This window comes from Bacillus sp. JJ783 (assembly GCF_036963225.1).
GTDB lineage: Bacteria > Bacillota > Bacilli > Bacillales > Bacillaceae_G > Bacillus_A > Bacillus_A cereus_U.
In genome coordinates this window covers 20,774-27,640 of record NZ_JBALMG010000163.1, presented here as the reverse complement: position 1 = coordinate 27,640, position 6,867 = coordinate 20,774, and the positions used below count along the sequence as shown (strand labels likewise).

Sequence of the window (6,867 nt, the reverse complement as noted above, 5' to 3'; positions counted from 1 at the left end):
TTTAAGCTTATTTTTCTTATTAGAAAAAGAACGCATTATAGCATTTACTTCGAAATTTAAAGATAGTAAGCTGAAAATTTTTTATGAGGAGATTGCATATTTTGGTGAAAGATTTGCAAGGTCGTTCGGAAAAGTAATTGAAGCACAGTTTTTAATTGCGGTTGTCAATTGTGTGCTCACTGTAATTGCACTTGTCATTTTAGGATTTCCGCAGCTTCTTGTATTGGCTGTCATGGTCTTTCTACTCGGTTTGATTCCAGTTGCTGGTGTTATTATTTCATTGTTTCCACTTTGTATCATTGCCTATAACGTCGGCGGGGTTATGTATGTTGTTTACATATTAGTGTTCATTACAGTAATCCACGCTCTTGAAAGTTATTTATTAAATCCAAAATTTATGTCTGCAAAAACGAATTTACCTGTTTTTTATACATTTATGATTCTTATTTTCTCAGAACATTTCCTTGGAATATGGGGGCTTATTATTGGGATTCCAATCTTTATCTTTTTATTAGATGTACTTGATGTAAATAATGATGAACCGATTAATGATACTAAGTGATAGAAAATGACCGATGTTTTCTCTTGATGAAAACATCGGTCATTTGTTATTTTTTCTTTGGAGGAGGTAGTTTAACGAAGGTATTTGCAATTAAAGCTATAATAACAGCAGCAAAAATAAAGACTGCGATTACACCAACTCCCATACCTGCCCATCCTCCTATAAGGAAGATACTTATCGGTATTGCTAACAAGCTTAAAATAAGTAGAATCAATCCGAGATTCTTATCATATTTTTTAGTTGGAAATAGCGTTCTGATGATTAAGAAGAGAAAAAGTATTAAGGATGCAGCGGCTAGTAAGAGGATTACAATCGTCCAAGAATCATTCATGAAATCACTCCTTTTTATAGATAATATTACCGTTTAAATTGAGGGGGAACTATAAAAATATAAAAAAGCAATCCAATATAAATCGGATTGCTTTTTTGATTGAAAAATATGATTAAAGAACAGGAGCCATTGTTTCTTTCAATACTTGAACAGAGTGATCGAATTTTAATTCTTCCTCTTCACTTAGTTCAACTTCTAAAATTTCACGAACACCGCCGCGGTTTAAAACAGCAGGTACGCCGATATAAACATCTTGTTGGCCGTATTGACCTTCAAGATATGCTGATACAGTTAATACGCTGTTTTCATTGCTTAAGATTGCTTTCGTAACACGTAAAAGTGACATGCCGATGCCGTAGTATGTAGCACCTTTTCGTTCAATAATGTGATAAGCTGCATCACGAACGTTTACGAAAATATCATCTAAATCTTTTTGGTTATATGTGTTGTCTTTTTCAAGAAGCGTTTGTAGTTTTTGAATACCAATTGATACGTGACTCCACACCGGAAGTTCTGTATCACCGTGCTCTCCGATAATATAAGCGTGAATGTTATGAGGTCCAATATCGAAGTACTCACCTAACATATAGCGGAAACGAGCAGAATCAAGAGTTGTACCAGAACCGATTACGCGTTCTTTCGGTAATCCAGATTCTTTCCAAGTTACGTAAGTTAAAATATCTACAGGGTTTGTTGCAATTAAGAAGATACCGTCAAAGCCGCTATCCATAATGCTCCGAACAATTTGCTTGAAAATTTTAGCGTTTTTCTCAACTAAATCTAAGCGTGTTTCACCTGGCTTTTGTGGTAATCCAGCTGTAATTACAACAAGATCTGCGTCTTTACAATCTTCATAACTACCTTTCCAAACCTTTGTTGGAGCTGGTGCGAAAGGAACGGCATGGCTTAAGTCCATTGCTTCTCCTTCAGCTTTTGCTTCATTTACATCAACTAAAACAAATTCTTCAGCTACAGCTTGGTTAATCATACAGTAAGCATAACTACATCCAACTGCTCCTGTTCCTACTAATACAACACGGTTAATACCTTTTTTCATTTCAAAATTCCTCGCTATTTCATAAATTTTATTATGTAAGATAATACGTCTTACTTCTATAGTTTCATATCTATTTTATTACATTTTATAAAAGATATTCAAGTGATTGAAAATGTATCCACTCAATTACTTGAATGAAACATAGGAATCCTGTTAAACGAATATAATTCAGTAAAATCCTTCGTAAAAGGGGAAGTGGCATGGGGAATCCATTATCGATGGAACAAATGCTTCAAATTGTTCATGAAGGGCTTGCCAAAACGAATAACCCCAAACGGATTACAGTTGCCGGTGCAGGGATATCTGGATTAGTTGCAGCATCTTTATTAAAAGAGGCTGGGCATGAGGTAACGATTATAGAAGCAAATAACAGAATAGGTGGCAGGGTGTATACGATTCGTGAACCATTTAGTGCAGGATTATATTTTAACGCAGGTCCTATGCGTATTCCAGATACTCATGATTTAACTTTAGCCTACATTCGTAAATTTAAACTACCGTTAAACCTTTTTATTAATAAAACTTCTTCAGATATAATTTATACGAATAACAAAAGAACGAGATTGGATGTGTTTGAAAAGGATCCAAGTGTACTTGGATATCCAGTTTTAGATAAAGAAAGAGGGAAAACGGCAGAAGGGTTAATGTTAGAGGTATTGGAACCGATACTTAATTATATTAAGAAAGATCCTGATAAAAACTGGATTATTGTTGAAAAAAAGTATAAAACATATTCGCTCGCTTCATTTTTAACTGAGTATTATTCAGATGGAGCAATAGATATGATCGGAGTACTTCTTGATATGGAAGCATACATGGGAATGTCATTAATTGAAGTATTACGCGAAATGATCTTTTTCACTTCAACGACGAAATATTATGAGATAACGGGCGGGATGGATAAATTACCAAATTCATTTTTACCAGAGCTAAAGGATAATATTTTTATGTCGTATAAAGTAGAAAAAATTATACAGGAAGATAATAAAGTAATGCTGCAAGTAACCCATGAACAAACGTTAAATTCATTTATAGTAACTGGTGACATCGCTATTGTCACAATTCCATTTTCAGCTTTGCGATTTGTAGAAGTCCAGCCATATCATTTATTCTCTTATCATAAAAGGCGGGCAATTCGTGAATTAAATTATATTGCTTCAACTAAAATTGCGATAGAGTTTAAAAGTAGGTTTTGGGAAAGAGCAGGACAATATGGTGGTAAGTCCATTACAGATTTACCTATCCGCTTTACATATTATCCGAGCTACGGCATTCATGCACCAGGATCAGCAATTATTTTAGCCAGTTATACGTGGGCAGATGAGGCGTTAACATGGGATAGTCTCTCTAATAGAGAACGTATTCGTTATGCGTTGAAAAATTTAGCACAAATATATGGAAACGTGGTTTATAGTGAGTATGTTGCAGGAGAATCTTTTAGCTGGAGTCAAAATCCGTATTCTTGCGGAGCATTTACAGCTTTTGAACCAGGGCAAGAGCTTGAAGTATTTCCATATATTACGCCGCCAGCTGGCAGGGTGCACTTTGCAGGAGAACATACGACGTTAACACATGGATGGATGCAAGGAGCGATTGAGTCTGGAATTAGAGTTGCTCATGAAGTGAATGAAAATGAAACGATAATCTAGCAGTTTTGTTTACAAATAGGTATTCTTTTAATAAAATGATAAATATAAATCGTAATAATTACGCTTTGAAGAAATTTGAAGTAGAGAAATGGATGGTCGGTCGAATGAGTAAAGTAGAAATTCATATATTAGGTGGTTTTTTAGGTAGCGGAAAATCAACATTGCTGCAAAATTTATTATTAGCAGAAAAGAAAAAAAATCGAAAAGTTGCCGTGTTAATGAATGAAATTGGTGAATACTCGGTAGATACAGATATTATTGGAAAAGAGAATGTTTTAAGAGAACTTCTTAAAGGATGTATTTGTTGTACGTTAAAAGAAGAGCTTGAAATACAATTGCATTCATTATATCAGCAAGAAAGACCAGATGTAATTTATATAGAAACGACAGGTGTTGCGCATCCAATTGAAGTGTTAGATGCATGTGTATCACCAATTTTAGCACCTTTCCTTGAAGTGAAGTCCATAGTAGTCGTATTAGATGCAGTAAGATGGTTAAACCGAAGTATATTAAGTGCAAATGTACAACAGCTATTACATGAGCAAATGAAATATGGAAGTCATATTCTTATTAATAAATCAGATTTACTAACAGATTCGGATAAAAATAAAGTATTTGAAGATGTAAAAGCAATAAATAATCATGCGAAATTGTTTGAAACAAAGTATTGTAATATATCTTTGAATGATATAGAAGAAGCTGAATTTGTGAGTAATGGAGAACACGAGACACTTCATGTTAAACAACATTTACATATACAAACAATGACGTATCAATTTACGAAATCGATTGATCAAGAGAAATTGTATGAATGGCTTTCGAATTTACCAGATAGTATTTATCGTGTGAAAGGTTTTGTGAAATTCCATGGAGATAAATACCCTCACTTATTCCAATATTCGTTTGGGGTACCAACTTTACTGGAACAAGACTTCGGTTTCCCGACAAACTTGGTGGTAATAGGGGAAGGGTTAGATAAGAAACAATTGGCTGAAGGGTTAGAGAAAGTGGAACTTAGCTCTAATTAAGATTAAAAGACTAACTTAAAGATAAGTTAGTCTTTTTTGTATGTAGAAAAATACTTGGCGGATTTTGTCTAATGAAAATAATTGTAAAATTCAAAAATATATTTATAATCAAATCTAAGAGGTGATTCAGGTGTCAGAAAAAATAATAATGGATGTAAAAAATCTAACAACAAAAGGACTGGAAACGAGAGAGAAATTATTGTGTGCTGCAGAAGAGGTGTTTGGTAGTAAAGGATATTATGAGGCTTCTATCGTGAATATTACGCAAGCAGCAAAGGTAGCGCACGGAACTTTCTATAATTACTTTCCAGCTAAAAAAGATATATTTGATGAATTGATTCGTAGATTGAACCGTGAGTTACGCTTAATTATTAAAGAAGAAATGAAGGGGATATCAAGTTATGAAGAGGCGCAAAGAAGAGGTTTTCAGGCATTTTTTCGATGGGTAAAAGATCGTCCTAATCTATATAACATTGTACAACAGGCGGTAGTTGTTGATGATGATTTATATAGATGGTACTATGCAAAGCTCGCAAATGGATTTTTAAAAAGTTTGTCGGCTGGTATGGAAGCGGGAGAGTTTAAACAACTTGATAAAGAAACAATTGCGTATTGTCTTATGTCAATTGGTCAATTTCTAGGAATGCGCTGGGGGTATTGGGAAGAGAAGGATGTTCCGGAGAAGGTATTTGAGGCAGCGATGTCATTAATATTTGAAGGATTGAGAAAAAGATAAGGGAGTGGTAAATATGGAAGGCATTGCTTATTGGATTGAAAAACGAGCATATTTACATCCAGATCGCATTGCCGTTATTACGGAAGAAGAGGAAATAACATATAAACAGTTACATGAGTATGTGAGTAAAGTAGCAGCATATTTAATTTGCGATTTAAATATGAAAAAAGGAGAAAGGGTAGCTATTTTATCACAAAACAGCTTGGAATATATTGTCCTTTTATTTGCTATAGCGAAAGTAGAATGCATTGCTGTTCCACTGAATATAAGGTTAACAGAAAATGAACTTATATTTCAGTTGAAAGATAGTGGAACCACGGTTTTATTTGTAGAGGAAACATTTCAAAATATGGCACTTTCAATGGAGAAGGAATCATATGTACAAAGAGTTCTTTCGATAAAAAATTTAAAGCGAATAGAAAATAGAAACAACCACTATTTTGAGGATATAAATGAAAGCGCATCCTTTATTATATGTTACACTTCGGGAACAACAGGAACACCGAAAGGAGCTGTACTTACACAAAAAAATATGTTTTGGAATGCGCTCAATAATACATTTGCGATTGACCTAACTATTCATGATCGCTCCATTGTATTATTGCCTTTATTTCATATTGGTGGGATTGGTTTATTCGCATTCCCAACTTTATTTGCAGGTGGAATAATCATTATTCCAAGAAAATTTGAGCCAATCACAGCGCTTTCCATGATAGAAAAACATAAAGTGACTGTAGTGATGGGAGTGCCTACAATTCATCAAGCATTAATTAATTGTTCAAAGTTTGAAAGTACGAATTTACAATCAGTACGTTGGTTTTATAATGGCGGTGCTCCGTGTCCAGAAGAGTTGATAAGAGAATTTATAGATAGAGGATTTTTATTCGGTCAAGGTTTTGGTATGACTGAAACATCACCAACAGTATTCATGCTTTCAGAAGAAGATGCAAGACGTAAAGTAGGCTCAATTGGAAAACCTGTTCTATTTTGTGATTATGTACTTATCGATGGAAATAAAAATAAAGTTGAAGTTGGTGAAGTTGGAGAGTTAATTATAAGAGGGCCAAATGTAATGAAAGAGTATTGGAATCGGCCAGATGCAACAGAAGAAACTATTCAAGGTGGTTGGTTACATACTGGTGATTTAGCTAAAGTTGATGAAGATGGTTTTGTATACATTGTCGGTAGAAAAAAAGAAATGATAATTTCAGGTGGTGAAAATATTTATCCACTTGAAGTAGAACAAGTCATTAATAGGCTTTCGGATGTATGTGAGGTAGCGGTCGTTGGTACACAACATTTACAGTGGGGAGAGATACCAATCGCTTTTGTTGTGAAAAAGAGTAGCAGTGTATTAACTGAAAAAGAAGTAATTGAACATTGTCTTCTATTTCTAGCAAAATATAAAATTCCAAAAGAAATTGTATTTCTAGAGGAATTACCTAAAAATGCAACTGGTAAAATTCAAAAAGTACAGTTAGCTAATCAATTGAAAAGTAGGTGA

7 protein-coding genes are annotated in these 6,867 nt (G+C 34.0%); 5 read left to right on the top strand and 2 right to left on the bottom strand.

Translation table 11 applies throughout. From position 1 onward, the window contains the following. Positions 1-562 (top strand): AI-2E family transporter (locus tag V7038_RS26220; protein ID WP_335695865.1); only part of this gene is annotated, 562 nt, incomplete at its 5' end. A 46-nt stretch (positions 563-608) separates the two neighbouring features. Here the strand turns inward: V7038_RS26220 and V7038_RS26215 are convergent. Together V7038_RS26215 and V7038_RS26210 are read right to left on the bottom strand one after the other, a co-directional pair. Then, positions 609-893: a YesK family protein gene (locus V7038_RS26215; protein ID WP_070128233.1), complete on the bottom strand. Its 285-nt coding sequence runs from the start codon at positions 891-893 to the stop codon at positions 609-611. Between the two features lie 112 nt (positions 894-1,005). Further along, positions 1,006-1,950 carry an L-lactate dehydrogenase gene (locus V7038_RS26210; protein WP_002012312.1) on the bottom strand — a complete coding sequence of 315 codons (945 nt, stop codon included), beginning with the start codon at positions 1,948-1,950 and terminating at the stop codon, positions 1,006-1,008. 200 nt (positions 1,951-2,150) lie between these two features. Between V7038_RS26210 and V7038_RS26205 the strand changes: the two genes are divergently transcribed. The 4 genes from V7038_RS26205 to V7038_RS26190 all read left to right on the top strand — a co-directional run bounded on the left by V7038_RS26205 (position 2,151) and on the right by V7038_RS26190 (position 6,867). After that, complete coding sequence (locus V7038_RS26205) at positions 2,151-3,599, top strand: flavin monoamine oxidase family protein (protein WP_002202367.1); 1,449 nt, start codon at positions 2,151-2,153, stop codon at positions 3,597-3,599. Between the two features lie 104 nt (positions 3,600-3,703). Beyond that, positions 3,704-4,627: a CobW family GTP-binding protein gene (locus tag V7038_RS26200; RefSeq protein ID WP_335695864.1), complete on the top strand. Its 924-nt coding sequence runs from the start codon at positions 3,704-3,706 to the stop codon at positions 4,625-4,627. A gap of 130 nt (positions 4,628-4,757) precedes the next feature. Next, complete coding sequence (locus V7038_RS26195; RefSeq protein ID WP_002158292.1) at positions 4,758-5,363, top strand: TetR/AcrR family transcriptional regulator; 606 nt, start codon at positions 4,758-4,760, stop codon at positions 5,361-5,363. A gap of 13 nt (positions 5,364-5,376) precedes the next feature. Continuing rightward, a complete protein-coding gene (locus V7038_RS26190; RefSeq protein ID WP_016104545.1) occupies positions 5,377-6,867 on the top strand; it encodes an o-succinylbenzoate--CoA ligase in 1,491 nt (496 codons plus the stop codon).